The following is a 26,410-nucleotide window of genomic DNA, read 5'->3' on the forward strand; positions in this document are numbered from 1 at the left end:
CACTCAGTAGTCCACGATCGCGCCGCAGGAGATGTTCACGGTGGCGTCCGTAATGGCGGCGGCCCGGTCCGAGGCGATGAAAACGGCCACGTTGCCCACGTCCTCCAGCGTCGCCGTCCGGTTCAGGTGCGCGGTCCGGGCGATTTCCTTCACAATCTCTTCACGGCCCTCGGTCTGCCACGGAATGGTTTCCACGATCCCGCCCGTCACCATGGTGACCACCCGGATGCCGTTCTTCCCGACTTCCAGCGCCCACTGCCGGCGCTGCCCCTCCATGGCGTCCAGCGCGACCTTGAACCCGCCGAGCCCGTGCAGGGTCTGCGGCCCGGAGCCGCCGAACATCAAAACGACGCCGGAGCGCTGCCTGATCATGTGCCGTGCCGCGGCACGCGTGGTGAGGAAGTGGGTCCGGGTCGCGGCGTTGATGGGCTGGCTGAAGTCCTCCGCGGAAATGTCCATCAGCGGCTGCTGGACGTCGCCGTAGGAGATCAGGTTGAAGGAGATGTCGATCCGCTTGGTCTTTTTGGCGGCCTGGTCCACGAACGTGTTCACCTGGGTTTCGTCCAGGGCGTCGACGACGGCGGTGTCAGCGCTGCCGCCCGCCTCACGGATGTCCCGGGCTACTTTGGCGAGGCTGGACTCCGTTCGTCCAGCAAGGAAGACATCTGCGCCTTCCGCCGCAAAGGCCCGCGCTACGGCGCCGCCGATTGGACCGCCGGCCCCATAGACCAGGGCAGTCCGGCCCTGCAGCAGGCCGGTTGGCCCGGTACCGTTGTCCAGCAGCATTGCGGGCCTCCTGCCCGGAAGTGGTCGGTTCCTCCCACTATCTTCCTGCGCGCGGCAGGTGGCAAGGGCGCCTTGGTCCCAGCCTTGACAGTGCGGTTGCCCGGGAGCAGATTCGGATCATGGTGCAATCAGGATTCCCCATCCTCGTCACGCCGGACCTCGACCGGTCGCTCGGCTTCTACCGGGACCTGCTGGGCGGGAAGATCTCCTACGCATTCCCGGAGGAGGGGCCGCCTGTATATGTCGGCCTGCAGCTTGGTTCGATGACCCTGGGCATCGGCGAGGACAGCGCCACGAAGGAAGGACCGGACAGGCAGCGGATGTCTTTGTGGTTCTACGTTGACGACTGCGATGCGACCGTGGAGTTGCTGCGCCGCGGCGGGGCCACCATCACGAAGGAATCCCAAGACCAGCCGTGGGGCGAACGGGTGGCGTATCTGCAGGACCCGGACGGAAACCTGGTGGTGGTGGCCACTGGCTCCTAGGGACTCCCGGAAGGTGCCAAGTCCGGCTCCTTCCCGCTGCTGCTGGCGGCGATGAGCGCTGCGTCCTGAATCAGGCAGGCACCGCCGTGACAACCACATTGTCACCATAGTCCTGTTGTTCCTCCAGCCACCGGCCGCCGCAGGTCACGAGCTTCAGCCCGGGCGGGCCGTCGCGCCGGAAGATGGACGCGCCGTCGAATGCGTCTTTGGCCATGAGTTCCACTCCGGTCACCCGGAAAGTCACCGGTGCCGCCCCGTCACGCTGGACGGTCACGAGGGTGCCCGGTGCGAGCGATTTGAGCTGGGAGAAGGGCGCCGAATCGGAGGTGGTGTCCACGTGCGCAGCGACCACCGCGGTGCCCGCGGCGGCTCCGGGGGCAGGTCCAAAGCGGTACCAGCCGGCCTCGTTGAAAGGCTCCGGGATCTCCATAGCCCCGCCAGCGCTGACTCCCACCTCCACGATCGGCATGTTGATGGTGGTGCCTTCGACAGTGAGGAAGCGAGGCGCCGGGTCCTTGGGCGCCCGGGCAACCGGCGTTGCCGGACGGACCGGGACGGCCGACGCCGGGACCGGAGTCGGGTTTGCCTGCCCCGGCGGCCGGGACTGCGATGACGATGTGCCGGGACCGGCGGCTTCAGGAGCGGCTGTCTCCGTAGGGCCTTTCCCCGTGACCGTCGCCTCCGAGGCCCCGGACTGCGGAGAAGTGGTGTCCCCGGTCGCGGCGCAACCTGCAATCAGCAGGCACGCAGTTACACCGGCAACCGACCTCCAGGCGGCGGACCAAGGCACGGCAGCCGGCCGGTACGGGACCGGGGGCCGGCGGGGGCCCTCCGCCGTCGTCGTGCGATGCATCTCAGTCCTCCTCTTTTGCCGGTGGATGTCAGGGGCCGGCCGCCCGGGGTGACCGGGCGGCCGGGGTGTGCGGTTGCGGCCTAGCGGGTCCGGCGGAGCGCCAGCTGCCTGCGGGACACAGCGACCCCGCCGGCGAGCAGCAGGAGTGCCGCGGCGCCGATGCCCACGGCGGCGGCTGATGCGCTTTCGTTGTCAGCGGCGCCGGAACGTCCACCGGGAACTCCGGCAGGGGCGGAGTGCAGACCTTCAATGTTCTGCACGGCCAGCTGCAGGTTGTTGTCCGCAAGGCTGCCCCAGGCGTACACCACCGTGTGCGTGCCTTCCGCCACTGTGACATCGGCCGGGCCGATGACCGGAGCCGTGGTGCCGGCGGCAGCAACCGCAACGGACAGGGTGCCGGGATCCAGCGTCAGCATCTTCTCGTTGGGGTTGGCCAGGCCGGAGATGACGGGGGCACCGCCGGCGAGGATGTCCACGGCCGGCGCCGCTGCCGTGTGCCGCACCGTGAGCTTGCCCTTGCCGGGGTCGATCTGCGAAACGTCGTTCGTGAAGAAGTTGGCAGTCGGTTTGCCCTCTGCATCGAGGTTGGCGACGGCGGTGTAGTTGCCGCTCGCAGCGAGGGTGACCTTCACGGGCCCGATCACAGGAGCGGAAGCGTCCGCGGCGTCGGCCGCGGTGATTGCCAGATCGTAGTCCCCGGCCGGAAGGGCCAACGGACCGGCCAGAGTGCCGGGGGTGAAATCGTCAAGGGTACGTTCGCCGTTGACCCACACGTCGACGGTCAGTCCCGGGACCCCATGGAGAACGGAAAGCTGGGCATCGGACTCGGCCGCCTGGGCGGGGCCGGCAAGGGTGAGAGCTGCCGCAATTGCCACGGCGCCCGCTGTGAAAAGGCTGGTACGCATTTACATCTCCTTCAACGGCCCGCCAGGCGGGCGATTTTTGCTTACACCCCTATTACCGGCGCACGGGGCTTTCTGGATGCACATGCATGCAAATATCTTTTTCAGGGGATGGACATAGCTCGCGGGGCTGCGCAAAGGGTGGCCACAGCGGAGCGGCCGGGCGGTCCTGTTGGACTGCCCGGCCGCTGCCGGGATATTCGGAGGTTGCTAGACGCGAGGCGGCCCGGCGGGGCCGGGTGGCGGTGCCGTCGGCGGCGGCTGCACCGGTGGCGGTGGTGGCGGCTGCACAGGCGGCGAGGGTGGCGGCCCGGCTTGCGATGCGGGGACCGGCGGCGGCAGGTAGCCTTCAGGCGGAACATGGCCGGCGGGCGGAACGTCGGCTGGATCGGCCGGGCCCATGTCGAGGCGGAACGGCGGGTATTCGTCGCGCATCAGCGCCACGTAAGCAATGACGCGGTAAATCCAGCGGTCCAGGCCGATCAGCAGGTCAAAAAGCCTCCGGCCGAAACGGCCAGTGAACAGCAGGCTGAAGCCTGCCACGAGCACCAGCAGCCCGATCAGCGAGATCCCCCCGCCCCCGCCGTCGTATCCCACCCAGGTTCCGTCAACCCACCTGCCGTCAACCCATCTCCCGTCAACCCACATACGCCGGTTGCCCCAAGTGCTCGCTGTACCTGAGAAGGCGGCCACGATCAGGAGTTGGGGAAGGGCCAGCAGCCACCACTTGATCAGCACCAGGCCCCGGGCGAGCTGCTCGGGGTAGTCGACGTCGAAGTCCGCCGGGTAGTCGGTTCGCGCCAGCGTGAAGGGCGGGTAGCGGTCTGTCCCGATCGCTGCGTAGGCGTAGAACGCAACCCGCCAGTTCCAGCGCAGGACGCCCACATTGAAGTTGAACAGCGAGCGCGGGTAGCGGCCGGTGAAAAGGATGGCGAAGCCGGCCACGATGGTGGTCACGAAGAACGCGAACCACAGGAAGAAGAGCACGATGTAGTGCGGGATCGCCAGGAACCACTTGATCAGCCACATGCCGCGGGAGAGTCGCGGGTCGAGGTGACCGTTCAGCCGCACGGGGTACCGGGACGTGTCCGAAGGCTGCGGGTCCGTGGGCAGCGGCATGCCACCGCCGGGCGGTATCGCCGCAGGTGCTGCACCATAGGGGGCCGCACCATAGGGGCCGGCACCGTAGGGGGCCGCTCCGGATGGGGCTGCACCGTAGGGTGCTTCGGCCCCTGGTCCCACGGACCCTGCCGCAGGGACCATGGGTCCGGCTGCCGGCCGGTGCGGCGGCGGCCCGTGCCTGCCGAGTCCGGCGGCACCGGCGACGATCAGCGGGACCCCCACCACCAGCAGGACGATGCCGCCGATCAGGAGCCCGATGAACACCGGCCAGAGCAGATCGGAACGGACGCCTGCCTGCAGGTCTACGGAAACCGGAGCCGCGCCGTCGGCGTTCATGACCACCACTGCCCAGCGGCCGCTGCGCAGGTCCCATTCAATTTGCTGGGTGCCGCTTCCCTGGGCGGACGTGGACCAGAACGGCTGCGCCCCCGGGGCTGCGGGTTCGGCGTCGCCGGGGACCTCACGGTACTGGACCCGGAACGGGTAGGATTTCAGCTCGGTGATTTCGGAATGCCGGACGTTGGCAAGGTAGCGGGCAACGTCCTCCTGGGGTCCGATGCCGATGAAGATCTCCTGCCCGGTCGCTGACGTGCCGCGCAGCAGCATCCGGCCCGCGCTGTCCACCGGCAGGACGTCCGGCAGTTCCTCGTCCACCAGGACGTCCAGGCCCGGCGAAGTGATGGCACGGGTGGCCACGTCGTACCGCTCGGTGGGCGTGGTGAAGTACCCGTTGTCGCGTTGCTGGAAGTTAACCCATCCGACGCCGGCGGCGGCTATGAGCAGTCCAAGCCCCATCAGGGCGGCGAGGGTGCCGAGCACCAGCATGACTATCCGGCCTGGTTTCATGGCCGCAGTCCTTTCTGCCTCTTGCCTGGCCCCCCGGCGGCTATCTACCCACTCTTTTGAGCAGGTCAGCGGCCCATGCGGCCGCCTTGTCGAGTTCCCCGCTGCGGAGCGGGCCCTCGCTGCCTTTTACGTAGAAGGCCATGGGCTTGGAGATGATCTCCGCGCCGCCGGTTTTAAGCGATTCGGTCATCTTCTTCGCCGCGTCGCCGTGGATGAAGAGCCGCACGCGGGTGTCGAAGGCCGCCGCTTTGACGCCGTGGAGCCGGCCGTCGCCGAGGGCATCCAGCAGCTCGGTGATCTTCGGCGTCGGCCGCCAGCCGTTGATGGGACTTCCGACGACGAGAAGGTCGCCTTCTGCGAGCGCGGGTGCCTTGAACTCCGTCACGGAAACAGCCTGGGCCTGCAGCGGCCCGAGGGCGGCGACGATAGCTTCAGCCACCTGCCGGGTGTTGCCGTAGGCGGAGTCGTAGACAACCAGCGCTTTCACGCCGTGATCACTACCTTAAGAGCTTTGGTTTCGGCGGCGCGGGCAAAGGTGTCGTAGGCGTCCATGAACTGGTCGAACGTGAAGTGGTGGGTGGCAAACTTCTCCGCCGGAACCTTCTTCTGGGCCACCAGCTTCAGGAGCATCGGCGTGGTGTTGGCGTTGACCAGGCCCATGCTGATGTTGATGTTCTGGATCCAGAGGTTTTCCACGTGCAGCTCCACGGACTTGCCGTGCACGCCCACGTTGGCCACGTTGCCGCCGGGACGAACGATGTCCGCGCACATGGTGAAAGTGGCAGGGATGCCCACCGCTTCGATGGCCACGTCCACACCCTGCCCGTCCGTGAGCGCCAGCACCTGTTCCTTCCAGTCCGGGTCGCCGGAAAGGACGACATCAGTGGCGCCGAACTCGCGGGACTTTTCCAGCCGGTTCGCGTCAAGGTCGATCGCGATGATGGTCGCAGCGCCGTACAGCCCGGCGGTGGCGATTGCTGCCAACCCGACCGGTCCTGCGCCCACAACCGCCACGGTGTCCCCCGGTTTGACCCGCCCGTATTGCACGCCGATTTCGAAGCCGGTGGGAAGGATGTCGGAGAGCATCACGGCTTGGTCGTCGCTGACCCCTTCGGGCAGCAGATGGAGTGAGTTCTCCGCATACGGGACGCGCACGTATTCGGCCTGGGTGCCGTCGATCAGGTGTCCGAAGACCCAGCCGATCCCGGCTGCCCCTTCCTCGCCCATGCAGTGCGAGTAAAGGCCGGTCTTGCAGTTGGCGCAGTGGCCGCAGGACTTGATGCAGGAGATGATGACCCGGTCGCCCACTTTTAGGCTGGTGACCGAGGAGCCCACCTCGGTGATGGTGCCCACGCCTTCATGGCCCAGGATCCGGCCCTTCTGCACCGCGGGCACGTCCCCCTTGAGGATGTGCAGGTCCGTTCCGCAGATGGTGGTGGTGTCCACCTTGACGATCACGTCGCTGGGGTTCTGGATGGTGGGATCCGGGACATCGGTCCATGATTTTTCGCCGGGACCGCCGTAGACGAGCGCTTTCATGCGTACTCCTTCACTCTGTGGATGAAACCGGGGTCCACGATTTTCACGGAGCACGGCACAACCGAACGGTCCACTCCTGATGCCAGCCGGGACAGGCGGGCGCATTCGTGGAGTTGCTCGAGGACCGTATCGGTCACCCGGGCGTGGGAGAGATCGATAGTGAGTTCTTTGCCGTGCAGCAGCGACGTTGTTCGCCGGGCCACCACATACAGCGCGCGGAGGTTGGCGCCCGTTACAACCCCACGGACTTCGATGCTGGCGGCGGCCAGGTCCGCTTCAATGCGGACCACCACCTTCAGCCGGTGGTCGGAATGTTCGTAGTGCGTGGTAGACGGGAGCCCGTGACGAGCGAGGGCGGAGGGTCGGGGACCCAGGACAGTTCGTGCGTGCTGGTTCATGAAACCGGGTCTCCTGCTGTGTTCGGGAGGCGCAGTGCGCCAGCCCTTCCCCAATGTTGTAGCGAGACCTGTTTGCTGCTCGGCGAAGCATTTCCCTCCCCCAAGGTGCGTGCGTGAGTAACGCAGGCGTGAAATGCCCCACAACAAGGATGGCCGGTCCGCGCAGCAGGGGTAAGGGACGAAAGTCCCGTATACCGGGGCCGGAATGCATGCCGCGTGGACCGGCCCCGGGGCTTATGGCCCGTGACAGGGTGCTCGGCGGTCTGGAGAATTGCCCGATGACGAAGCCACAAAACATCAAACAGCTCTCCAAGCCCGCGGTGTTGGCCTGGCTGGTGGCAGCGGGCATCCTGTTCCGGCGCTTCCAGTTGCGCTGGGGTGCCACCGTTGCCGAAGCCGACGGCGGCCTGCCGGGCGATGATTTTCTGGCCGCTCCCAACCTTCAGTCAACAAGGGCGATCACCATCAAGGCCCCGGTGAATGCAGTGTGGCCCTGGCTGGCGCAGATGGGTCAGGGACGCGGCGGACTCTACAGCTACGACTTCCTGGAAAACCTCGCCGGCCTGGACATCCACAGTGCCGACCGGATCCACCCGGAGTGGCAGGACATCAAAGTAGGCGATCGTTTTCATCTGGCACCGGCTGCTTCCGCGGACCTGGAGGTGGGGTTGGTGGACCCGGGCAGCGCCCTCGTGCTGCGCGTTCCTCCCGGTTCACCGCCAGGGCCGTTCGACTTCACCTGGGCATTTGTCCTGCAGCCACAGCCCGACGGCACCACCCGGCTGCTGGTGCGGGAGCGGTACGCCTACCTGAAGTGGTGGGCCCGCTGCCTGGTGGAGGCGGTGGAGGTTGCCAGTTTCATCATGTCCCGGCAAATGCTCCATGGGATCAGGAGCCGTGCAGAGCGGAACTCTTAGTAGCCTGTCCGTATGCCTGAACCCGGAGCACCCGACCTCGTCCTTACCGCCGTCCGGCAGCCCGGTGACAAGGGCTCTTCGAACATTCACCTGGCCGGGGGTGTTGTCACCCGGATAACGGCGGCGAATGAGCGGCCGGTGGGCACCAGCGCTTTTGACGGGGCCCGCGTTGTTGACTTAGCCGGCCGTTACGTCATCCCGGGCCTGTGGGACGAGCATGTGCACATGACCCAGTGGGCCATGGCCGCCAACCGGATCGACCTGTCGCACGCCGCGTCGGCGGGTGACGCCGTCGAGGTCGTCGGTTCGGGTATCGCCGCCAGCCGCGGCAGCGGCCGTATGGATGCGGACGACGGCGGCAGCAACCCGACGCTGGTGGGCGTCGGCTTCCGCGACGCGGGCTGGGCGGACGTTCCCAGCTTGGCGATGCTCGATGCCGTAACTCACGGCGTGCCTGCAGCGCTGATCAGCCACGACCTCCACTGCGTCTGGCTGAACAGTGCGGCCGCGCGACGCTACGGGGTTCAGGTGGACGCCGGCGGCCTGCTGCGGGAGGAGCCGGCGTTCGCCCTGACCCGCGAGCTGGGCCGCCTGCCTGATGCAGTAGTTGATGCCTGGGTCGATGAGGCCGCGCGGAAGGCAGCCGCCCGGGGAGTGGTGGGGATCGTGGACTTTGAAATGACCTGGAACCGCGAGGTGTGGCTCCGACGTGTTAGCGGCGGTTTTGGTTCCCTGCGGGTGGAGGCCGGCGTCTATCCGGAGCATCTGGAGCGTGCCCGGGATGAGGCCATGCGCACAGGGCAGGACATTCCCGGCGGGAACGGCCTGCTCCGTGTGGGCCCGCTCAAGGTGCTGATCGACGGCTCGCTCAACACCCGGACCGCCTACTGCGTCGACCCCTATCCGCATGGCGGGCGGGGCCTGCTCACCGTCAGTGAGCTGGAACTGGTGGAACTGCTTGTCCGGGCCAGGGAAGCCGGCTTCGTTCCCGCAGTCCATGCGATCGGCGACGCCGCGAACCAGGTGGCGCTGAACGCCTTCGAGGCCGCCGGCATCGCAGGGCGGATCGAACATGCCCAGTTTGTCCGGCAGGAGGACTTCGCCCGTTTTGGCCGGCTGGGACTGACTGCGAGTGTGCAGCCGGCGCACGCCCTCGACGACCGTGACGCCGCCGACGCCAACTGGGGCGAGCGCACCGACAGGGCGTTCCCGCTGCGGTCGCTGCTGGCGGCCGGGGCCACACTGGCCTTCGGTTCGGACGCTCCGGTGGCGCCCCTGGATCCGTGGACCGCGATGTCGGCCGCGACCACCCGGTCCGGCCGGGACGGACGCGCACCGTGGCACCCCGAGCAGGCGATCACCCGGGAGAAGGCCCTGGCGGCGTCCTCCCGGGGCCGGCGCCGGATCAGGGTGGGCGACCCGGCGGACATCGCGATGCTCGATGACGACCCGCTTGGCGTCCCGGACGAGGTGTTCGCGTCCATGCCCGTGGCTGCGACCCTGGTCGCAGGCAGGTTCACGTACGACGGCGGCGGGGCCGTTGCGTCCGGAGGGTGACCACGCGCGAACGGACACTTGCGGCCCCAAGCCGCCACCGCCGTCGTGCGCTCGAAGCGCGAACGGACACCTGCGGCCCTAAGCCGCCCCCGCCGTCGTCGTTGTGGAGCTGCACAGGTCAGCGCAGCTCCTCTTCCGACTCCCGAATGCGGGCGAATTCCTCCTCCGGCGCGCCCGCCACCAGGTGGTGGCGGCTGTGGAAGGCAAAGTAGAGCAGCCCGACGACGAAGATGCCGGCCGTCATTGCCGCGGCCTGGATGTCGACGAAGAAGGTGGCAACCACCGCGATGATCGCAAGAACAAGTCCGACGCCGGTGGTCACCACCCCGCCGGGCGTCCGGTAGGGACGGTGCAGCTCGGGTTCACGTTTGCGCAACACGATGTGTGAGAGGTTGAGCAACACGTAGGACACGGCTGCGCCGAAGACGGCGATGTTGATGAGTTTGTCACCGTCACCCACTGCGGCGGCCAGGATGAAGCCGATGATGCCGGGGACGATCAGCGCCCAGGTCGGTGTCTTCCGCGAGTTGGTGCGGCTGAGCCAGGTGGGAAGATAGCCGGCACGGGACAGCGCGAAGAGCTGGCGGGAGTAGGCATAGACGATCGAGAAGAAGCTGGCCACCAGCCCGGCGAGGCCGGCGTAGTTCACGAAGACGGCCAGGCCTTCATTGCCGACGGCGCGCAGCGCATCGGGCAGCGGGCTCGCGGACGTGCTCATCAATGCGCTGCCGGCCCCGCCCGGTGCCAGGATCAGGACGGACAGTCCGGTGAACGCCAGGACAGACATGGCCACGATGATGGCACGGGGCATGTCCCGTTGCGGGTTTTCTGCCTCTTCGGCGGCCAGCGGAACGCCCTCCACAGCCAGGAAGAACCAGATGGCAAAGACCAGCGCGCCGACGATGCCGCCGAAACCGTTGGGCAGGAAAGCGCTGGCACCGGCGGCATCACTTACGGGAATGTCGAACAGCCTGGTGGCGTCGAAGTGCGGCACCATGCCGACGACGAACGCGATGAGCGCCACCACCGCGATGCCCGTGATGGCGAACATCGCCTTGAGCGCCTCGCCGACGCCAACGAGGTGGATGCCGATGAACAACGCGAAGCAGACGAGGTATACCGGCCAGCCGTCCGTGATGCCGAACAGGCCCAGGCTCTCCACATAGCCGCCGATGAAAACGGCGATCGCGGCCGGAGCTATCGAGTATTCGATGAGTATCGCGAGTCCGGTGGCAAAACCACCCAGGCGGCCCAGTGCGCGGCGGGCGAAGCCGTAGCCGGCGCCTGCCACCGGAAGTGCGGAAGACATTTCGGCGAGACCGAAGACCATGCAGGCGTACATAACGCCCATCAGCACGAAGGCGATCAGCAGGCCGCCCCAGCCGCCGGCTTCGAGGCCGAAGTTCCAGCCGGAGAAATCGCCGGAAATCACATACGAGAGGCCAAGGCCGGCCAGAAGGAGCCAGCCGGCGGCACCCCGCCTGAGGGTCCGCTGTTCAAAATAGGCTTTGTCGACGGCGCGCTGTTCCGCGGCCGGCAGGGTTTCAGTCATGGGAGTCTCCGGGAAAGGTGGGAGTGAAGTTTGGGCATGCAGGGAAGGGGCCGGGCGGGCCCGGTTGCAGAGCGGGGGAACTAAGCGAAGACTCAGCCGAGAGCCGGGCTTAGTCGAAGAGCCAGGTGGGCGATGCCAGGTAGCGCTCGGCGACGGCCACGGTGCCGGGGATCTGGGCGTCCCAGAGTTCGGCCGGCAGCGCGTCGGCGCGGTGGGTGGTGGTCCAGCCGAGCATGGTCAGGCGCCGGATCATGCTGAGCGCGGCGGCGTGGGCCAGGTCCGTGTCGGTGAGCGGGCGGACGGTCCGGTAGCCTGCCACCCAGCTTTTGGCGATGTCCGGCGCGTAGGGCTCGTGCTCGATGAAGGACAGCGCAGACGCGAAGTCGTACAGCAGCCAGGAGAAGCCGCAGTCGTCGAAGTCGATCACGGTGAGGGCGCCGCCGTCGATCATGATGTTGGACGGGCGCAGGTCCGCGTGCACCAGGCCCCAGTTGTCACCGGAGACGGGAAGGCCGTCCAGGGCCGTGACTGCTGCGAATTCGGCACGGCCCAGCACGGCCGCCTGTTCGGGCGTGAGGCCTGCGCGACGCCAGTCCCCCCACCTGCTCGTTTCACCAAGCATGTCGCTCAGCTGCCAGGAAAAACGGGTGAAGTCGGCCGGCAGCGGCCAGCGCCTGACCTGCTGGTGCAGGCGCGCCGTCGTGGCGCCGATTTCCGCATAGTAGGGCCGCGGATCGGCGAAGTCCTCCAGGATGTCCCCGGCGACGAACGCAAACGCTACGCAGTGCCATTCGGACCCGCCCGGATCCGTGAAGGTATGCAGGAGGGAACCGCTGGCGGTGGGCACGACGTCGGGAACGCGCACTTCCGCTTCTTCCGCCAGACGCCGGACCCAGGTGAGCTCGCCGGCGATCTGGCGGGCATCCCCCACGTGCCCGGGACGGTGCACGCGCAGAACGGACACGGGAACGCCGTCGACCTCGATCCGGAACGTAGCGTTCTCCGAGACGGCAATCAAAGTGATCACGGTCCGGTCCGGGGTCAGGCCCCAGGCGGACATGACGGCGGTGCCGATCCATTCAGGGGCGGGTTCCCCGCGGCGCAGGCCGTTGAAGACGGCGAGTGGGGAAGTGTCGGTCATGGTGTTCATGGATGCTCCTCGGAGGCGAGGAGGGTTGGGCTCCAGTAGCGAGTATTGCACGGCAGAACCGGCGGAACCGTGCCGATCCGGAGGAATTTACCGCCTCGAAACAAAGCCGCGACTCGGAAACAAACCGTTCAATTTGCGGCCGCTTTTAGTAACGCCGGCTTAATTTGCGGGAGGTTTTCGGCGGCGCCGCCCAAACATACTGGAAGGACAGAAATTCGATTCGAGGGTTGGGCCCGCACGGACGAAACTGCACGCACCGATCAGCAAGGAACCAGCCATGGTCATCCGTTCCACCATTATGGACACCAACAGCTTCCGCACGGACGACGCCGCCGGCCTCGACCCCGAGACGCGGCTGCTGACCGAGCGCCGGGACACGGTCCTCGGCGCCTCCTACCGGCTCTTCTACCGCAACCCAGTGCACCTGGTCCGCGGCGAAGGGCAGTACCTGTGGGACGCGGCCGGCCGGAAATACCTCGACGCCTACAACAACGTGGCCAGCCTGGGCCACTGCCATCCGGCCGTCACGGCAGCCGTGACCGCGCAGATGCAGCAGCTGAACACGCACACCCGGTACCTGCACGAACGCATCCTGGATTACACGGACGATCTCCTCTCCACCATGCCTGCCGAGCTCGACAAGGCCATGTACATGTGCACCGGATCCGAAGCGAACGACCTCGCCATCCGCGTGGCCAAGGCGTACAGCGGCGGCGAGGGCATCATCGCCACCACGGAGGCGTACCACGGCACATCCGAGCTGACCTCGGGAGTGTCGCCTGCGCTGGGAACCGGGCAGCCGCTCGCACCCACCGCGCGCCTTGTTGCCGCGCCGGATGCCTACCGGCTGGGTGCCGAGGCCGGTGCGGACGGCGCGGAGCTCGGCCGCTGGTTCGCCAACAAGATCCGCGCTGCGATCGCGGACATGGAGGCGAACGGCATCAAGTTCGCCGGCTTTATTGCGGACTCGATATTCTCGTCCGACGGCGTCCTGCCGGGCCCCGCCGGTTACCTGCGCGAAGCAGCCGACGTCATCCACCGCGCGGGCGGCATCATCATCGCGGACGAAGTGCAGCCCGGTTTCGGGCGGACCGGCCAGGCGTTCTGGGGGTTCCAGCGCCACGGAATAGTTCCCGACGTCGTCACACTCGGCAAGCCGATGGGGAACGGGATTCCCGTCTCCGGGCTGGTGGCCAAAGCCGACGTCCTAGCCGCATTCAGCGACACGATCCCTTACTTCAACACATTCGGCGGCAATCCGGTGTCCATGGCAGCTGCCCAGGCTGTTCTCTCCACCATCCGTTCAGAGGGGCTGCAGGAACACAGCCGCGTGGTCGGAGCGCACTTGCTTTCGGCGCTTGCCGGTTTGGCGGGCACCCATGAGTCGGTGGGGGATGTGCGGGGCGCCGGTCTGTTCATCGGCTTCGAGCTGGTCAAGGACCGCAGCACCCGTGAACCGGACCGCGAGCTCGCGCTGGCCGTGCTGGAACAGCTGCGGGAACGCGGCGTGCTGACGTCCGTTGCAGGGCCGCACGGGAATGTTTTGAAGCTCCGCCCGCCGCTGGCCTTCCAGCCTATGGACATCGACTGGCTGGTGGGGGCCCTTGACGAGTCGCTGAATGCGCTCGGCGCCTAGTTTGTATATTTTGGGACGATGGCAATGGGCGCAGGCGGAGAGCAGCCGGACAGAATGACGGCCGCCGATGCCGCCCACGCGGCACTGGCCCGGTTCGCGCGGGCGGAGATGTTTCGCCCGGGCGAGCTGATGGGCAGTGAACGCGCCTTGGCCGAGCGGCTCGGAATCGGCCGGGCCGTCCTTCGGCAGGCGATCGACCGGATGGAGGCCGAGGGCACCGTCCGTCGGGTGTTGGGCCGCTCGGGCGGGGTGTTCTTCAACGACGGCCGGATCCAGCGGCACCTGAACACCGTGGAGGGCGTGCCCCAAATGGTGCTGCACCAGGGCCGCGCCATCTCCACCACCGTGGTGCGCGCCGAGATGGGCCTGCCGCAGCCAGACGAGCGGCGGAACCTGTATTTGAACGGCGGAGATGCGGTGCTGCGCATCCAGAGGCTGCGGCTGGTGGACGGGACCTCGTGGTCACTGGACCTGTCGGTGCTGCCCGCAGCCCGCTTCCCGGGACTGCTCACGCATCCGTTGACGGGCTCGCTGTACCACCTGCTGACGACCGAATACGGGCTGGAACTGGACCGGGCCGATGAGACGGTGGAGGCGGTGCCTGCCACGCAGGAGCAGGCAAGCGTGCTGGATGTTCCGCCCGGATCGGCGTTGCTGGAAATCCGCAGGGTGGCTTGGGACGTGCATGGAACTCCTGTGGAGTTCGCCCGCGACTTCTTCCGTGCTGACCGGACTCGCGTCCATATGCAGAAGTACGGAACCAACTGGAAGCGGACAGTCCGGCTGGGCCGCGACTAAACAGCGCGAACGGACACTTGCGGCCCTATCCTTAGCCCTTGAGCCGGGCCTGGACCAGGTTGGCGAACGGGAGGCGGCCGTAGGTCTCACGGAAGTCGGCGTGATATTTGGCCTCGGCCAGGTTCAACCCGCCTGCGGGTAGCTCTTTCCAAGCAAGGAGCAGGGAATTGGCGTTCGCGAGCTGCCAGATGAGCCGGCCGTCCCAGTGTCCAGGAGGTTTGCCGTTGCCGAAGTCCAGGAATTCCTGGATTTGCCGGCGCAGCCCGCGGTTGCCCTTGCTGCCCGGTCCTGCCTTTCCAACGTAGAGGATCTCCGCGCCGTCGATCCATTCGGCAGCGAGCTTTTCTGCGGAAAGTGACGGGTCCTTTTTCTTGAACACGCCTGCCGTGCTCCTGGCCAGGAACTGCGCCTGAAATCCTTCGGGCTGGAGGACGGCGAAGATCCCAGGTGCCTGCGGAATCCGGTTAATCTCGACTTCCGCGAAGGTCCGGAAGCCCGCAAAACCGTCTTCCCGGAGGGCCCGTTTGTTGACCTGCATCGTTGGGTCCTTGGCTCGTGATCACGTGGAACGGCGGCGGCCGCCAAAGAAACTCTAGCCGGATGACGGCATGGAAGTTATAGTAAGCATGCTGACTACTTGGCGGATCATCGCCGTCGTCAGTCAATGTACAACCGTCCTAGTCAAAGGAGACACCATGAGCACGAAGGTCGAGAAACGCATTCTGGTCAACGTCCCGACAAGCACGGCGTACAACCAGTGGACCCAGTTCGAGGAATTTCCGCACTTCATGGGTGGCGTCAAGAGCGTAACGCAGCTCAGCGACGACCGCCTTGAATGGGTGGCTGAAATCGCGGGTGTCCGCCGGAAGTGGGAGGCGAAGATCCTGGAGCAGGTCCCGGACCGCAAGGTCGCCTGGGCCGCAACCGAAGGCGCAACCAATGCGGGGACCGTGACCTTCGAGGACGTGGGAGGGGGCCAGACTTCGGTGCAGCTTTCACTCGAATACGAACCGGAAGGCATCGTTGAGACCATCGGAGACAAACTTCATGTCGTGGACCGCCAGGTGGAGTCGGACCTGAAGAGGTTCAAGGACTTCATCGAAGACGAAGGCTATGCAAGCGGTGCGTGGCGCGGGACCGTCAATGAGGGCGCCGCGCCAGGGACTCCCGGTGTGGACGCTGCGGCGGCTTCGCGCGGCGATTCCGGCAAAGCCGGCGTCTCCGGAAAGGTGGCGGCGGGTGTTGGCGTTGCTGCAGCGGCCGCAGCCGGCGTGGCCGCGAGCATGCGGGACAAGGACAACAGCCCCGCTCACACCACCACAGCGTCCGTCTCCGAGACCCCGGTTTCAGCCGTTCCGGCCACCGACGCTTCCGGCTACGTGGAGCCCGTCGGAGCGGTCGGCGCGACCTCCGGCACCGGCTCCGCCTTGAGCGACGAGCGGATTGCCAAGCCGTTCGACCAGACCAACGGGCTGGTGGACTTCGAGGGCGATTCGGACGAAACCGCGGACAGCGACACGCGCAGCGCCGCAGAGCGCCGTAACGAGGAGAACCGCGACGGCGGCCTCCCGCCTGCGGCAGGGAGCCTCGGCCAGCACTAGGAGTCATCTCATCAGGGGCGAGCACAAGGGGCGTCGCCTCCCGTCAAGAACGGGAGGCGACGCCCCTTGCCTGTTCCTTCAGCGAGTAGCGTTAAATGTCGGTGCTCACGAGGACACTCTGTACATGGATGGCGGGCAGGGACCTGAAGTGGTCTCCGAGGCAGCAAGCGGTGTGACGGTCACGGAAATGATCCGCACACTGGCTGGCGCGCGGCCGGCAGCGGACAGCGCAGGGATGATCGACCAGCTCCGTGAACTTGAGGATCTGAAGTCCGCTGCGGCCGCACGGCAGGCCCGGATCGCGGTTGCCTTCGACTTAAAGCAGCGCAGTGAGCAGGCCCGCGCTGGCATCCCCACCGATCAGCAGGGTGCCGGCGTCGCTGCGCAGATCGCTCTTGCACGGCGGGAATCACCGGCCAGAGGCGGCCGGCTCCTGGGACTGGCGTAGGCCTTGGTCACAGAGATGCCGCATACCCTCGCCGGATTGGAAACCGGCAAGGTTAGTGAGTGGCGGGCCGCACTTTTGGTACGCGAAACCGCTTGCCTCTCCCCGACTGACCGCAGCGCCGTTGACGAAGAGTTGGCGTCCGACGTCGGGAGGTTCAGTGGAGCAGGCGATCGTGCGGTAATTGCCGCGGCACGGTCCGCCGCCTATCGGCGCGATCCGAGGTCCGTTGCGGACTGTGCCAGCCACGCCGCCGCCGAGCGCCATGTCAGTCTCCGCCCCGCGCCCGACACCATGTGCTATCTGACAGCGTTCCTTCCGGTCGCGGAGGGTGTGGCCGTCCACGCAGCGCTCACCAGGCATGCGGACGCGCTGCGATCCGACGGCGCCCCCCGGTTCACGCGGCCAAATCATGGCCGATGCGCTGGTGGAACGCGTCACGGGAACGGCAGGTGGAATCAGCGGGGTCCAGATCCAGCTGGTCATGACGGACCGCACGCTGTTCCAGGCCGACAGCGAGCCGGCCCGGCTTCCCGGCTACGGCGTGGTCCCCGCCGGGTGGGCGCGGGAGATCGCTGCCCAGGGCCAAAGCCATGACCGGCCCCTGAACGTTTGGCTCCGGCGGCTCTACACCGCCCCGGGCAGCGGGGATCTCGTGGCGATGGACTCGAGGGCAAGGCTCTTCCCGCCCGGATTGGGCCGCTTTATCGAGGTCCGCGACCACACCTGCCGCACGCCATTCTGCGACGCTCCGATCAGGCATCTGACGACGAGGTCCCGCCAGCGCCGCGAATTCCGGCACGTCGCCAAGATGCTGAGGTTCGGGAGGGTCAGGGCTGCGGCAGCGGCGTAGCCGCGTCCTCCGGTTCTGTCGCCGAGGCCGCCTCAAGTCCGGCGTCCGTTTCCGGATGCTGGGGTTCAACCGGAGCGCGCCGCGCCTCGATCCCCTTGGCGACATGCAGGATGGTGTCCTCGACGGAATCACCAATGACTTTCGGAACGGAGACCACTCCTTCGGCAACAGCAGCGGCGGCACCTGCCACCGCCCCGGTAGCCTTCTGGCCCAGGCGCAGTACCGATTCGTGCCACTGGGTGCGCTTGATGGCTGAGGCTTCCGGCATGCCGAAGTTCGAACTGAAGATCCGCAGTAGCCGCTGCAGTTCTTCGGCGGCGGTGTAGAGCTTGGCCATCTCCATGGGATTCGTAACGCGGGTAAATGCATCGACGTCCACCGCCGCCGATACGGCGTCGGACAGATTTTGAAGTGCCGCGGTGGTGCTTGCCATGCGCCGCTCCCGCGACTTGGCGATGTGTCGGGAGTGAGCCGTAGAATCCGATCCGTCATTCGCGCTGCGGACAGCCTCCAGGGAGTCCATGCGGACCATGTTTGTGAGAGTCACAGCCGCGATGACCAGCCAATGCTTCAGTTCGCCCTTGGCAGCCGCCTCGGCACTGCTCACCCGCTTGCCCAGATTTTTGACGGCGAGGCCGTCCGCAATGGTGTTGAGGTGGTTGAGGGCGACAGCGTGCGCCTGGGCAAGCGTGGCCGCCTGTCCCGACACTTGATCCCAAAGGGCGTCGTTAAGCCGGCCGGTCTCCTCGAAGAACCCAAACGCCTTATCCAGGACGTGGGTTGTACCCTGCACGTTACCGAGCGCCTCGTCCCGGTTATCCCGGATGATCGTGTCCAGTTTCGCGTCCACAGCCTGAACGAGGGTATCGAGGTCTTTGAGGGCCACGCGGATCGCCAAAGTTGCGGCCATGATCTGCACGTTCGCAGCCGCGGCAGGGTTGACTGGTGAGGAGCTCACCAGTTCGATGATGGTGTCGATCCTGCCATCGGACTGTCGCAGCACACCGCTGACAATCCCGAGCTTTTCCTCGGTGGACCCGACGAGCTCCAGGAATCGAGCGTAGGACTCCGGAGTCATGTGGAAGGAGTTTCCCTCGACATTTGCCGCCATGGCAGTCGCAGCCGCCCCAGCCAGGCCTGCAAGCAGATCGACCACCCCTGACCCCAGGTTCGCTCTGGCCTCTTCTTTGACATCAAGCTTGCGGAACAGCTCCGCAATTGCTATCGGGTCGCCTGCCACCAAGGCGTCGCTGCCGTCGACGTACAGGGAAAGTTCACGGTCATTGTCGGTCATCCCAACATCTTCACACACGCCGGTCCTGGCAGAGCTGGCGCCACTTCGGAGTCCTCAGGATCGGTGCGGCCGAGCAATGGCACCCCGCCCCCAGGCGATGCGAAAGGGAGTACAGCGAGCTGGTCTGCGGGGAGTTGCAGGCATGAATGTGCCATGTCACCACTTGACTCAGGTCCTCGGGCACAATCTCACACGGTGCTAATCTCGGGAACAAACCAAACAAAGTATGGAGAAAACTGTGGCAGGAAAAGCGGACAAAGTCGCAGCAGCGGTTAAGGCGGGGGCGCGAGGGTGAAGCAGGCTGCTGCCAAAGTGCATGACCTAGCTACCGACCCTGTAGTGCAGGAGAAGGCCCGGAAGCTTGCCGAGAATGGCGCAAAAGCCTACCGTGCGGCCAACAGTCCAGAGGCGAAGAAGGCCTACCGTCAGGCCGCTGCCTTCTTGAAGAAGACACGCAGGAAGTAAGGCTGGACCGGCATTGGGGTGGTGTACAAGTAAGGAGCAGCTGGCGCTACGCCTTAAACAGAAAAGACCTGCAGGTACCTTCGCGATCTCGCTATGGAGACGGCCCGGACATTCGCATGTCCCGAACGGCCCGCGTTATCTGAACGGTTACCTGCAGGCGCTTTAAGCTTACGCCCGTACGTTCCGCCGGAAAATAGGGCGGGGGACTCTTGCAACGGAGCCCGAAAGCGGGGCCGCAACCCCTGTTTCCGGAATCCGCAGAACATCAACCCCGGCCAAAAGCGTAGAGTGGAACCAGACGCCTGATTCTGGACGCCGTGTGCTGAGGGAGAAATCGTGACGATTGACTGGGACGAAAAAAAGGCCCTGCTGCAGGAACCGAACATCGCTGCTGTAACCCAGCTTTGCGACGAACTCATGGAAAAGAAGCCGGGCTCCGTTGTCCCGTACATCGACCCCGTCCATGACGAGGACGAATGCAGAATCGTCAGTCTCCATGTCAGTCCCGGCAAGGGCACCGAATCGGGCTTCGTTTCGCATTTCAATGACGACGAAGCGGCCCGGCGGGCCACCTCAATCTACGAAATCGTGGAACTCGATCCCCGCTACGTCATGCCATGGAACGCCTACCCCTGGGTGCGAGACCCCGATCTCCCCTCAGCCCTCAACGTCCAGGAAAAGACGGACGGCCTCAGGCCCTTCCGCCAGTTCCTCAAGATCAACCGGCGCGTCTCGGCCATCATCGCCCACGGCACGGATGCCCAGACCTTCCTGACCCTCTTTGAGAAGACATACCACCAGTCCCTCAAAAACTCCGGGATCAAGATCTACAAGGCCAGCGCCCTCGGCGGCCGGGCCTTCGCTGTCTCCGCCAACAAGCAGGAAGAACTTCTGAGCAAGAGCGTCGAGATCTACAGAGACGCGATGCAGCGGGCCGGAATTCAGCACCTCTAATTACTGCTACCCATAGGTGACGCCCGACGCCGGGACTCACCTTCGCGTTGCAGCGTTCCTTACCCTTCCAGCAGCCTTCGCCGGTGCTTGAGCTCCTTGAGCCAGGACCTGGTGACCGTCGCAGAAAACGGCGGGACGCCGTCGTCGTTCGTTGCAGCAAAAGCGGTGCCTGACTCCAGGTCAGCCACCAGCGGACCCGAAGCTTTCAGGCCCAGCTCGAGAACCTGAACGGCGGCGCGCTCCGCCAGTCCCAGGCCTCTCGCCCAGCCGAGGAAATGCTTTCGCGAGATCCCGGTGCGCTTGCCGTCCAGCGTGAGGGCGAGCGTTTTATCCCCGTAAACCACTGTGGAGGGGATGTCGTAAACCGGGGCGATGGACCACTCCCCCGACGGCTGCTGCACCATCGACACATTCTTCGCGTGGAGATCGCCGTTGCCGCTCAACCACGCAAAAGCCGCCTGGATGGCCAGGTTCCGCAATGCCGGCAGCGGCGCTGAACAGTACTCGGCAAGGGCGTGGCACACCTGTCCGTACCCCACGTTGTACTTGTCCGCGGGATACAGCCCCAGCACCTGCGCTCCGTCCTCGACGGCGAGCCGCTGCACCGCGCCGTGCGCGCCGCCTGCCAAGGGGATCCGGTCGAACCGCTCCACCAGCAGCCCCGGACGGCCCCCGACGTCCCGGATCAGCCGTACCTTGCTCAGCGGAATCCGCAGCTTGGCGGCGTAGCGGAACATCACCAGCTCGTTCTCCACCACGTGCGGGAACTCCGGCGCATTGAGCTTGAGGATGTAGCGGCGACCGGCGCTGGCCACGGGCATGGAGATCATCCCGGCGGACAGCTTGTCCTGCACTCCGGCGAGCGCCACGGGATCGATCAGTCCGGAATCGCCCAGCAGCGCATCGAAATCGACCGGCGCCTTCGGGTTAAGTTCGACGGCGTGCTCGTCCGGATCCAGCGGCTCATCGTGGCCCACGATCTGGACATCGCCCACAGGGTTGGCACCGGCCGCGATCAGGAGCGAGAGTTCGTCATCAACGCTGGTCTTCACCGATCGCCTCAGCGCATTCAGCCGCCTGCCCTCCGGCAACAGCCCGGTGAAGTACGGCGGCGCAGCCCCCGCTGCGGACAGCACCGGCTCAGCGCTCAGCGGCAGGGAACTGGCGACGGCGGGACCTCCCGCCGCGAGGTACGCCTGCAGGTAGCTGAACATGGTGCCCCCGCCGTGCCGTTCTAGGCGGGCGGCCAGTACCCCGGCCTTGTAGACATCGGCGACGCGGTGCCTCATAATTCTGTTTCCTCGCGGGCCGCAAGGCCCTGAACCGGTGCAGGTGCGGACAGCGCCCGGGCGGCCTGGCTGGTTCTGGTGGCAAGGCGAAGCTCGAGGCCCAGGGTTTCCAGCACGGCGGTTAGGGAATCCAGCTGAATACTCTGCTTGCCCTGCTCCACGAATCTGACGAATCTTTCTGAAACTCCGGCCATGTCCGCGAGATCCTGCTGAGTCAGGCCCAGGGATGTCCGACGTGAGCGCACCTCTGTTGCCAACGCGGCCGTGAAACTTTCCGTCATGACTGCTCCGATAGGTACGATCGTGCCGTTTTATCCCCAAGTAGGAGTCTACGCCCAGTCAGGGATAACTACTTGGAGCAGACCGGTACGAACGTGCCGACGGTCGGACGCTCAGATGTGCCGGTACCCGAGGTATTCGATGACCTCGAGGACGGAGCCGGGTGGAGGAGGCGCGTCCGGGTTCCACGTCGTATTCGAGGTGCCCCGCGTGATGAAGATGCCGAGATGGTCTCCGTCCACAAGGAGCGCGCCGTCCGGTGCCAGCACCCGAAAGCCGCGGATGTTCTCGCCGCTGTTGCTGACGACGAAGGACCCGTTATCCGCAGAGATCCGGAGTTCGTGACGGGCGAGTTCCGGTGTGCCGACGGGCCCGGGGCGGAACGGTACGTGGCTGGTGCGAAGGATGTTCTCAGCGAGCACGCGGAAGTCGACAACAAGTGAGGTGAGACTGCCGTCGGCGGCCAAGCCCCAGTAGCACGGGTAGGTCCCGTCGCCATATCCGCTCGTGACCATGACCGCATCCGCCACCCCGCCGGTGAGGGTGAACATGGCGCCCGGCGTCTCCATGAGCCGCCCTACGTGCTCTTGAAACATCGCCTCGACGCGCTGGGCCTGGCACGCCACCAGCGCGCCAAAGTCGACAAGGGCGACGTTTCCGGCATCGACTCCCACCTCGTGCGTGCCGTCGGTGAACTCGGAGGGGTGCCAGCTAACCTCCGGCGACTCGGAGAGCAGCAGCCTGACCGCGACCGTCACGCCCGCCACCATGGAGACTTCAACTGGATAGGTCCCCGGCGTCACCCGTCGCGTCAAGGGGACGATGTGTGCGTCAACGGATCCGAAGTCCACAATCGTCAGCACCCCGGAGGCGCAGGTGAGCTCGCCAAGATGGCGGACCTCGAGCGGCGCTGGTTTGCCAAACGGCGCGACCAACCGGCCCGCTGTAAACAATCCCGGCACGTCGAGCACCAGCTGCGACGGCAGGTCGGGCAAGGCGGCGTCGGGTGTCGCGCCCTGCATGAGCGCCTCGGCCCGGACCGGATCTATCAGGGGTGCGCTGGGCGGGTCGAGGAAGGTCGAAAGTTGGGAGATCCGCCAGTCGTCGTCGCTGCACAACAGCCGGTATTCGTAGTAGAAGGCGGCGCTCCCGGCCGCCTGGATTACCGAGCGGACCGTCGCCGTATCCTCGTCGACCTCGATCTGGGTGATCTGCTCGGCGGCCGGGTCGTGCGCAGGACTGGAAGACAGCGCACCTTCCTGGCCGGTGCGGACTCCGGGGGTGCAATGGGTCGCGACCAGTTCCTCCAGCTCGGCTGCCCAAGCCTGGAAGGCGCCGAGGTCGAACGCGGCCATGCCCGGCATCTTGCCAGACCGCTCCCACCTCGTGTGAAAATCTGAAACGAATGCCTCGATCCTGCCGCGGACCTCGTTCTGAGTCATGCCACGCACCTTTCCGCCGTCTCCACGCTAAAAGAGCGGCGCCGTATTCTTCTCCACGAGGGCGGGATTCCCCACGGATTCCCGCTTCTTCTTGAGGAAACCGGCCCGCTGATACCGCTGCGCCATGATGAATCCTGCCGGCGTACCGTGCTCGTAGGACTCAACAAAAACGGCCTCCTGCCGCCCCTCCGAAGTTGTCATGAACCCATCCCAGGCAACGGCTGCGCGATCCGGCGCCGGCTCTTCCCTGACGGACTGCCTGGCCGCAGCGACGCCTGCCTCAAGCTGATCCCCCACGAGGTAACGCTGCAGGTTCCGTTGGCCGCCATGCTCCCGAATGACAAACGGCACCAGATCTGCGCCCGACGAGACTACTGAATCGATCGCGTGGTCCAGCGCCATGAAAGCGAGGTTGACGAGTTCCTCCGAGTATTCATCCATGGGAGGAGACTAACCAGGGGCCCTTGGATAAGGAAGACCTTGGCCGGGAGGCGCACCGGTGCATCCCCAAACGCGCCCTTCACAATTGACACTCAGTGTGACCCGTGCCATATTTGAAGGGTGAACCTGTCAGACAGTCGGACAGCAGGACAGCCCCTCGCCCGCCTCAGCGCGGCCGAAGCCGTCTTCAACGTCCTCCGCGCGGAAATCGAAGCCGGCAAGCTAGAGGTCGGCGCCAAGCTGAGCTCCGAAGCCACGCTCGCCCAGCAGTACGGGGTGAGCCGGTCCGTGGTCCGTGAGGCCCTGCGCTCCTGCAACGCCCTCGGCCTCACCACGACCAAGACCGGCCGCGGCACATTCGTGGTGGCCAGCCGGGTTGCCAAGGACCTGGTGCTCGGCCAGTACTCCGCCCTGGACCTCACCGAGGCCCGCCCCCACATCGAAGTCCCCGCCGCCGGCCTCGCCGCCCAACGGCGCACACCGGAGGAGCTTGAAGGGCTGCGCTACATCGTGACCGCCATGGCCGCCGAGGATGACCCCGAAGCCTGGGTAACCCTCGACTCCAGCTTCCACGCAGCCGTGGCCCGCGCCAGCCACAACAAGGTGTTCGAAAACGTGGTCTCGGACATCCGCGACGCCCTGGCGCACCAGTCCGAAACCCTCAACATGGTGGCCGACCGCCAGCACGCCTCGGACCAGGAACACCAGCGAATCCTGGCCGCCATCGAATCCGGCAACGCCGCCGAGGCCAGCGCCGCCATGCAGGAGCACCTGCAGGCAGTGGGCGCAGCCCTCGACTCCATCCTCAGCCAGTAACCGCACCAAACCCCGCACGCAACCAACGCACGACACCGACCCCAAGGACTTCATGCTCTCCCCTGCCTTGCCCGCCCACGCTCCGGCCCGGAACGAGGACCACACCCCGGACATCACAGCCCTGCCGCTGCACATCCCCCTGGCCGTGCAGACCCGCGACGGGCTCGTGGAAAGCATCCACTACGGTTCGGTGATCGCCACCGCCCGGGATGAAACGGTCGACGGCGGCGTCCGCACGCTGCTCTCCGCGGGCGACCCGCTGGCACCCTTCTACCCGCGGTCGTCCCTCAAGCCGTTGCAGGCCGTGGCCATGGTCAGTGCCGGCCTTGACCTGCCCGCCGATCTCCTTGCCCTCACGGCGGCCAGCCACTCCGGAGCCGCCACACACCGCGACGGCGCGCTCCGCATCCTCGAACTGCACGGGTTGACAGCCGACGCCCTGGAGAACAGCACCGACCTCCCGTACGGCCCGGACGAACGCGAAGAATGGCTCCGCGCCGGCGGAACCGCCACGCAACTCACCCAGAACTGCTCCGGAAAACACGCCGCCATGGCCGCCACCTGCGTCATCAACGGCTGGCCGGTCCGCGGCTACCTTGATCCGGCACACCCCCTGCAGCAGTTCGTGGCCGCCACTGTCCGGGAACTCACCGGCGAACGCCCCCAGCGCACCAGCACCGACGGCTGCGGCACTCCGCTGTTCGCCCTCACCCTCCGCGGCATGGCCCGCGCGTTCGGCCGCCTTGCCGCCGCGGTGGTGACCGACCCCGGAAGTCCGGAAGCCGCCGTCGGGCGTTCCATGACGCAGCACCCCCACATGGTGGCAGGCGAAGGCCGCGACGTCACCGAACTGATGCGCCTGCTCCCCGGAGCGGTGGCCAAAGACGGATTCGAGGGCGTCCAGCTCGTCGGGCTGCCGGACGGCCGCGCCGTGGCCGTGAAGATTTCCGACGGCGGGGACCGCGCCCGCATGCCGGTCACCGTCCGCGCTCTGGAAGCGCTCGACGTCGACACCGCACCGCTGGCGGGCATCGCCACCGGCGCTGTCCTGGGCGGCGGCCGCCCCGTCGGCACGCTGACTGCCACCGACTTCGCCGCGGCAAACTAGCCGCTGCCCCGCCAATCCATCTCCCCAGCCACGCCTCCCGAGGATATTCATGACCGAAACTGCATCCCCCGCCGCTTTCCGCTCCGAACATGACCTGCTGGGTGACCGCGACGTGCCCGCTGCCGCGTACTGGGGCGTCCACACGCTCCGCGCCGTGGAGAACTTCCCCATCAGCGGCCAGCCGCTCTCCTCCAACATGTACCTGGTCCGCGGCCTCGCCGCCGTGAAGCTGGCAGCCGCCCGCACCAACCGCGAACTCGGCCTCCTGGACCCCGGGCGCGCCGACGCCATCGAGGCCGCCTGCACCGACGTGATGAACGGCAAACTCAGCGACCAGTTCGTCGTCGACGTCATCCAGGGCGGCGCCGGAACGTCCTCGAACATGAACGCCAACGAAGTCATCGCCAACCGGGCCCTGGAAATCCTGGGCCACCCCAAGGGCGACTACGCACGGCTGCACCCGAACGACCACGTCAACCTCTCCCAGTCCACCAACGACGTCTACCCCACGGCCGTGAAGCTAGGCACCATCTTCGCCGCCCGCGAACTCCTCGCCGCCCTGGCCGAACTCGAAGACGCCTTCGCCGCCAAGGCCGCCGAATTCCGCACCGTGGTCAAAATGGGCCGCACCCAGCTGCAGGACGCCGTGCCCATGACCCTGGGCCAGGAATTCGGCTCCTACGCCGTCACCATCGGCGAGGACCGGCTGCGCCTGGCCGAAGCGGACCTGCTGATCCACGAAATCAACCTCGGCGCCACCGCCATCGGCACCGGCCTGAACGCCCCTCCCGGCTACGCCGAAGCAGCCTGCCGGCACCTGGCCGAAGTCACCGGCCTGCCCCTGGTCACCGCCGTGGACCTCATCGAAGCCACCCAGGACGT

Annotated in this window: 25 protein-coding genes and 1 pseudogene; 11 read left to right on the forward strand and 15 right to left on the reverse strand. The window is 66.4% G+C overall.

What is annotated here, in order from left to right:
• Positions 1-3: 3 nt before the first annotated feature.
• Entirely contained in the window at positions 4-786 is a 783-nt protein-coding gene (locus WMN78_RS05680; RefSeq protein WP_340532552.1) for an SDR family NAD(P)-dependent oxidoreductase, read from the reverse strand.
• A 119-nt stretch (positions 787-905) separates the two neighbouring features.
• Between WMN78_RS05680 and WMN78_RS05685 the strand changes: the two genes are divergently transcribed.
• Positions 906-1,271, forward strand: coding sequence for a VOC family protein (locus tag WMN78_RS05685; protein ID WP_340532554.1), 366 nt, complete (start codon positions 906-908; stop codon positions 1,269-1,271).
• 70 nt (positions 1,272-1,341) lie between these two features.
• Here WMN78_RS05685 and WMN78_RS05690 read toward each other — a convergent pair whose 3' ends face one another.
• From WMN78_RS05690 to WMN78_RS05715, 6 genes are all read right to left on the reverse strand, one after another.
• Entirely contained in the window at positions 1,342-2,124 is a 783-nt protein-coding gene (locus tag WMN78_RS05690; protein ID WP_340532555.1) for a class F sortase, read from the reverse strand.
• 80 nt (positions 2,125-2,204) lie between these two features.
• Positions 2,205-3,029, reverse strand: coding sequence for a DUF4397 domain-containing protein (locus WMN78_RS05695; protein WP_340532557.1), 825 nt, complete (start codon positions 3,027-3,029; stop codon positions 2,205-2,207).
• A gap of 207 nt (positions 3,030-3,236) precedes the next feature.
• Positions 3,237-4,994, reverse strand: a complete 1,758-nt coding sequence (locus tag WMN78_RS05700) for a DUF4389 domain-containing protein (RefSeq protein WP_340532559.1) — start codon at positions 4,992-4,994, stop codon at positions 3,237-3,239.
• 40 nt (positions 4,995-5,034) lie between these two features.
• Complete coding sequence (locus WMN78_RS05705; protein ID WP_340532560.1) at positions 5,035-5,481, reverse strand: flavodoxin family protein; 447 nt, start codon at positions 5,479-5,481, stop codon at positions 5,035-5,037.
• A complete protein-coding gene (locus WMN78_RS05710) occupies positions 5,478-6,533 on the reverse strand; it encodes a zinc-dependent alcohol dehydrogenase family protein (RefSeq protein ID WP_340532562.1) in 1,056 nt (351 codons plus the stop codon). The genes WMN78_RS05705 and WMN78_RS05710 overlap by 4 nt, the downstream gene beginning before the upstream one ends.
• On the reverse strand, positions 6,530-6,931 hold the full coding sequence (locus WMN78_RS05715) for a hypothetical protein (RefSeq protein WP_340532563.1): 402 nt from the start codon (positions 6,929-6,931) through the stop codon (positions 6,530-6,532). Before WMN78_RS05715 ends, WMN78_RS05710 begins: the two co-directional genes overlap by 4 nt.
• 278 nt (positions 6,932-7,209) lie before the next feature.
• Here WMN78_RS05715 and WMN78_RS05720 point away from each other — a divergent pair, with 278 nt between their 5' ends.
• Entirely contained in the window at positions 7,210-7,848 is a 639-nt protein-coding gene (locus WMN78_RS05720; protein ID WP_340532564.1) for an SRPBCC family protein, read from the forward strand.
• 12 nt (positions 7,849-7,860) lie between these two features.
• On the forward strand, positions 7,861-9,405 hold the full coding sequence (locus WMN78_RS05725) for an amidohydrolase (protein WP_340532565.1): 1,545 nt from the start codon (positions 7,861-7,863) through the stop codon (positions 9,403-9,405).
• Positions 9,406-9,523: 118 nt separating this feature from the next.
• On the opposite strand, the gene eat is transcribed toward WMN78_RS05725, so the two are convergent.
• The gene (gene eat / locus WMN78_RS05730) at positions 9,524-10,957 is read right to left on the reverse strand and encodes an ethanolamine permease (RefSeq protein ID WP_340532567.1); all 1,434 of its coding nucleotides are present in this window, start codon (positions 10,955-10,957) and stop codon (positions 9,524-9,526) included.
• 109 nt (positions 10,958-11,066) lie between these two features.
• Positions 11,067-12,107, reverse strand: a complete 1,041-nt coding sequence (locus tag WMN78_RS05735; RefSeq protein ID WP_340532569.1) for a phosphotransferase enzyme family protein — start codon at positions 12,105-12,107, stop codon at positions 11,067-11,069.
• A 277-nt stretch (positions 12,108-12,384) separates the two neighbouring features.
• On the opposite strand from WMN78_RS05735, the gene WMN78_RS05740 reads away from it, so the two are divergent.
• Together WMN78_RS05740 and WMN78_RS05745 are read left to right on the forward strand one after the other, a co-directional pair.
• Positions 12,385-13,743, forward strand: a complete 1,359-nt coding sequence (locus WMN78_RS05740; protein WP_340532571.1) for an aspartate aminotransferase family protein — start codon at positions 12,385-12,387, stop codon at positions 13,741-13,743.
• Positions 13,744-13,761: 18 nt separating this feature from the next.
• Complete coding sequence (locus WMN78_RS05745) at positions 13,762-14,541, forward strand: GntR family transcriptional regulator (protein WP_340532573.1); 780 nt, start codon at positions 13,762-13,764, stop codon at positions 14,539-14,541.
• A gap of 31 nt (positions 14,542-14,572) precedes the next feature.
• Here WMN78_RS05745 and WMN78_RS05750 read toward each other — a convergent pair whose 3' ends face one another.
• Entirely contained in the window at positions 14,573-15,079 is a 507-nt protein-coding gene (locus WMN78_RS05750) for a hypothetical protein (protein WP_340532574.1), read from the reverse strand.
• 157 nt (positions 15,080-15,236) lie between these two features.
• Here WMN78_RS05750 and WMN78_RS05755 point away from each other — a divergent pair, with 157 nt between their 5' ends.
• Positions 15,237-16,142 (forward strand): SRPBCC family protein, encoded by a 906-nt coding sequence (locus tag WMN78_RS05755; RefSeq protein ID WP_340532575.1) that lies wholly within the window; start codon positions 15,237-15,239, stop codon positions 16,140-16,142.
• A gap of 187 nt (positions 16,143-16,329) precedes the next feature.
• Positions 16,330-17,353 (forward strand): annotated as a pseudogene (locus WMN78_RS05760) (HNH endonuclease); the annotation flags it as partial.
• A gap of 64 nt (positions 17,354-17,417) precedes the next feature.
• Here WMN78_RS05760 and WMN78_RS05765 read toward each other — a convergent pair.
• Positions 17,418-18,734, reverse strand: a complete 1,317-nt coding sequence (locus WMN78_RS05765) for a hypothetical protein (protein ID WP_340532577.1) — start codon at positions 18,732-18,734, stop codon at positions 17,418-17,420.
• An 801-nt stretch (positions 18,735-19,535) separates the two neighbouring features.
• Between WMN78_RS05765 and WMN78_RS05770 the strand changes: the two genes are divergently transcribed.
• On the forward strand, positions 19,536-20,153 hold the full coding sequence (locus WMN78_RS05770; protein WP_043485421.1) for a uracil-DNA glycosylase: 618 nt from the start codon (positions 19,536-19,538) through the stop codon (positions 20,151-20,153).
• Positions 20,154-20,212: 59 nt separating this feature from the next.
• Here the strand turns inward: WMN78_RS05770 and WMN78_RS05775 are convergent, their stop codons facing one another.
• The 4 genes from WMN78_RS05775 to WMN78_RS05790 all read right to left on the reverse strand — a co-directional run bounded on the left by WMN78_RS05775 (position 20,213) and on the right by WMN78_RS05790 (position 23,604).
• A complete protein-coding gene (locus WMN78_RS05775) occupies positions 20,213-21,442 on the reverse strand; it encodes a type II toxin-antitoxin system HipA family toxin (RefSeq protein WP_340532580.1) in 1,230 nt (409 codons plus the stop codon).
• Positions 21,439-21,723, reverse strand: coding sequence for a helix-turn-helix transcriptional regulator (locus WMN78_RS05780; protein ID WP_340532582.1), 285 nt, complete (start codon positions 21,721-21,723; stop codon positions 21,439-21,441). Before WMN78_RS05780 ends, WMN78_RS05775 begins: the two co-directional genes overlap by 4 nt.
• Positions 21,724-21,834: 111 nt before the next feature.
• A complete protein-coding gene (locus tag WMN78_RS05785) occupies positions 21,835-23,163 on the reverse strand; it encodes a DUF4241 domain-containing protein (RefSeq protein ID WP_340532583.1) in 1,329 nt (442 codons plus the stop codon).
• Between the two features lie 27 nt (positions 23,164-23,190).
• On the reverse strand, positions 23,191-23,604 hold the full coding sequence (locus WMN78_RS05790) for a hypothetical protein (RefSeq protein WP_340532584.1): 414 nt from the start codon (positions 23,602-23,604) through the stop codon (positions 23,191-23,193).
• Between the two features lie 120 nt (positions 23,605-23,724).
• Here WMN78_RS05790 and WMN78_RS05795 point away from each other — a divergent pair, with 120 nt between their 5' ends.
• The 3 genes from WMN78_RS05795 to WMN78_RS05805 all read left to right on the forward strand — a co-directional run.
• Positions 23,725-24,420, forward strand: a complete 696-nt coding sequence (locus WMN78_RS05795) for a FadR/GntR family transcriptional regulator (RefSeq protein WP_340532586.1) — start codon at positions 23,725-23,727, stop codon at positions 24,418-24,420.
• A 52-nt stretch (positions 24,421-24,472) separates the two neighbouring features.
• Complete coding sequence (locus WMN78_RS05800) at positions 24,473-25,528, forward strand: asparaginase (protein ID WP_340532588.1); 1,056 nt, start codon at positions 24,473-24,475, stop codon at positions 25,526-25,528.
• 49 nt (positions 25,529-25,577) lie between these two features.
• Positions 25,578-26,410: lyase family protein (locus WMN78_RS05805; RefSeq protein WP_340532589.1), on the forward strand; the 833-nt coding region annotated here is incomplete at its 3' end.

It is taken from the genome of Arthrobacter oryzae, from assembly GCF_037911235.1.
Taxonomy (GTDB): Bacteria; Actinomycetota; Actinomycetes; order Actinomycetales; family Micrococcaceae; genus Arthrobacter; species Arthrobacter oryzae_E.